This is a genomic window from Nocardioides malaquae, from assembly GCF_015070385.1.
Classification (GTDB): Bacteria; Actinomycetota; Actinomycetes; order Propionibacteriales; family Nocardioidaceae; genus Nocardioides; species Nocardioides malaquae.
On record NZ_JADCSA010000394.1, the window covers coordinates 1 to 272 of the forward strand.

At 45.2% G+C, this 272-nt stretch carries 1 protein-coding gene; it reads left to right on the top strand.

Going from position 1 to position 272, the window contains the following annotated elements:
* The coding region (locus IEQ44_RS18605) for a rhamnogalacturonan lyase family protein (protein WP_498371229.1) at positions 1–272 on the top strand (272 nt) is incomplete at both ends.

Genomic DNA, 272 nt, shown 5'->3' on the forward strand with positions numbered 1-272 from the left:
TGTATTCTACCGAATTTGGTCATGGAGATGCGGCACATTTAGGCGACTTTGATCCTACCCGAGAAGGACTGGAATATTTTATGTGTCATGAAGAAGCGAATGGGACAAAGATTCCAGCTATCGATTTTAGAGACCCGAAAAACGGAAACGTCATTTGGAGCGTGAAAGGGAAAGGCGATTTTGGCCGTGGTGTTACCGCAGATATAGACCCTAATTTTCTAGGCGCCGAAAGTTGGGCATCTAACGGAACGGGAATTCACAATGTTAAAGGC